Raw genomic sequence first — 2051 nt, 5'->3', positions numbered from 1 at the left:
CATAGAGGCCCTTCGGATCACGCCTGGCGCATTCCTCGAAGGGCCTCTATGCGCGCGCGCTGAATGGCGAGATCAAGAATTTCACCGGCGTCGATTCCCCTTATGAAGCGCCGGAAACCCCGGAGATCCATCTGCAGACACTCGGCAAATCGGCCGAAGAGATGGTCGACGCCCTGGAACACTGGCTGAACGAGCGCGACATTGCCGAAGACCAATACGATAGCGGCGGCGGCATCTGACGACAGGCTGATGCTTGAAATCTTCGAGCGCCTGGCCTTGTCGGCCGGGCGCGAGGTGATGCGCGTGTTCCACGCCGGCTGTGCGGTTGACCGCAAGTCCGACGCCTCGCCGGTGACCGAGGCGGACCGCGAGAGCGAAAAGATCATTCTCGCCGGACTGCGTGCCGCATTTCCCGATATCCCCTGCGTGGCCGAGGAAGAAGCTTCCGCCGGTATCGTGCCGCCCGACCTAAATGGGGCTTTCTTCCTGATCGATCCGCTCGACGGCACCAAGGAATTCGTCAACCGCCGCACCGATTTCACCGTCAACATAGCGCTGGTTCGCGATGGCGTGCCGGAAGTCGGCGTCGTCTTTGCGCCCTGCGCGGGCCGCTTCTTTTCCGGCCTGCCGGGAAGGGCGGAATCTCTCGAAATCGATGGCGGCTACCAGATCGTCGGCCGCCGGCCGATCTCGGTGAGAAGGGCCGTGGCGCCTCTGGCCGTCGTCGCCAGCCGTTCCCACAACACGCCGGAAACCGAGGCCTATATTCGCGACCTTGGTGCCGCCGAAATCGTCTCGGTCGGTTCGTCCTTGAAATTCTGCCTTCTCGCCAGTGCCGAGGCTGATGTCTATCCGCGCTTCGGCCGCACCATGGAATGGGACACGGCGGCAGGCGACGCCATCCTGCGCGCCGCCGGTGGCATGACGCGCACGCTCGATGGCCAGCCTCTGGTCTATGGGAAGCGCCGGCAAAGCGACGACGAGGATTTCGCCAATCCGCATTTCATTGCCAGCGGCGGGGCAGGGGTCAGCCCCGCCTGAGAAGGCCCGGTAGCTTACTCGGCCGCTGCCTGCGCCGAATTCGAGCCTATATAGTTGCGGATCGTCTCGATGATGCGGTCCTGGTCGGCTTCGCTGAGATAAGGGTGCATCGGCAGGCACAGGATCCGCTTCGGCAGGTCTTCCGAAACGGCAAGGCCGGTCGGCGTGCGCGGATAATCGCGATAAGCGACCTGGGCATGCAGCGGCTTCACATAGTAGATGACAGACGGAATGCCCTTTTCGCCGAGATGCGCCCTCAGCCCGTCGCGCTTCGGCGTCTCGATGGCGTATTGCGCCCAGGCCGAACGGCTGCCGTCCAGATTGCGGGCGGCGGTAACGACGTCGCCAAGCCCATCGGCATAGCGCTGTGCCACGACCTGCCGGGCGACCATCTCGTCTTCGAGAATGGCCAGCTTCTCGATGAGGATCGCCGCCTGTATCGTGTCGAGCCGCGAATTGATTCCGACGCGGACATTGTCGTACTGCGTCTCGCCCTTGCCATGAAAGGCGAACGAGCGAAGCTGTTCGGCCAGCGCATCGTCATTGGTGAACATCGCGCCGCCGTCGCCGTAGCAGCCAAGCGGTTTTGCCGGATAGAAGCTGGTCGAGCCGACCGCACCGAAGGAGCCGCACATCTTGCCGTCGAGCGAACCGCCCATCGACTGGGCGGCATCCTCGATCACCATCAGGCCTTCGCGGTTGGCGATCGCCATGATCGCCTCGTAATCGGCGGCAAGGCCAAACAGATCGACGGGAATGATTGCCTTCGGCTTCAGCCTTCCTTCCTTCTTGATCATGGCAATGGCCGCTTCGAGGCTGGCAATGTCGATGTTGTAGCTGTGCGGGTCGACATCGACGAACACCGGCGCGGCCTTGGCCAGCGCCACCACTTCGGCGGTGGCGGCGAACGTGAAGCTCGGCACGAACACCGCGTCACCCGGGCCGACGCCGGCTGCAAACAGCGGCAACAGCAGCGCGTCGGTGCCGTTGGCGCAGGCCACGACATGCTT

General features: G+C 63.6%; 2 protein-coding genes and 1 pseudogene. 2 read left to right on the top strand and 1 reads right to left on the bottom strand.

Going from position 1 to position 2051, the window contains the following annotated elements; all coding sequences use genetic code 11:
• Positions 1-38: 38 nt before the first annotated feature.
• Together EN969_RS28405 and cysQ are read left to right on the top strand one after the other, a co-directional pair.
• A pseudogene (locus EN969_RS28405) lies at positions 39-239 on the top strand (adenylyl-sulfate kinase); the annotation flags it as partial.
• Between the two features lie 10 nt (positions 240-249).
• On the top strand, positions 250-1041 hold the full coding sequence (gene cysQ, locus EN969_RS28400) for a 3'(2'),5'-bisphosphate nucleotidase CysQ (RefSeq protein ID WP_063170189.1): 792 nt from the start codon (positions 250-252) through the stop codon (positions 1039-1041).
• Positions 1042-1055: 14 nt separating this feature from the next.
• On the opposite strand, the gene EN969_RS28395 is transcribed toward cysQ, so the two are convergent.
• Positions 1056-2051 (bottom strand): DegT/DnrJ/EryC1/StrS aminotransferase family protein (locus EN969_RS28395; protein ID WP_164758571.1); only part of this gene is annotated, 996 nt, incomplete at its 5' end.

Source organism: Mesorhizobium sp. M7A.F.Ca.CA.003.01.2.1, from assembly GCF_003998945.1.
Classification (GTDB): domain Bacteria; phylum Pseudomonadota; class Alphaproteobacteria; order Rhizobiales; family Rhizobiaceae; genus Mesorhizobium; species Mesorhizobium ciceri.
The sequence above is the reverse complement of the archived record's forward strand: the minus strand, read 5'-3'. Positions and strand labels throughout refer to the sequence as shown.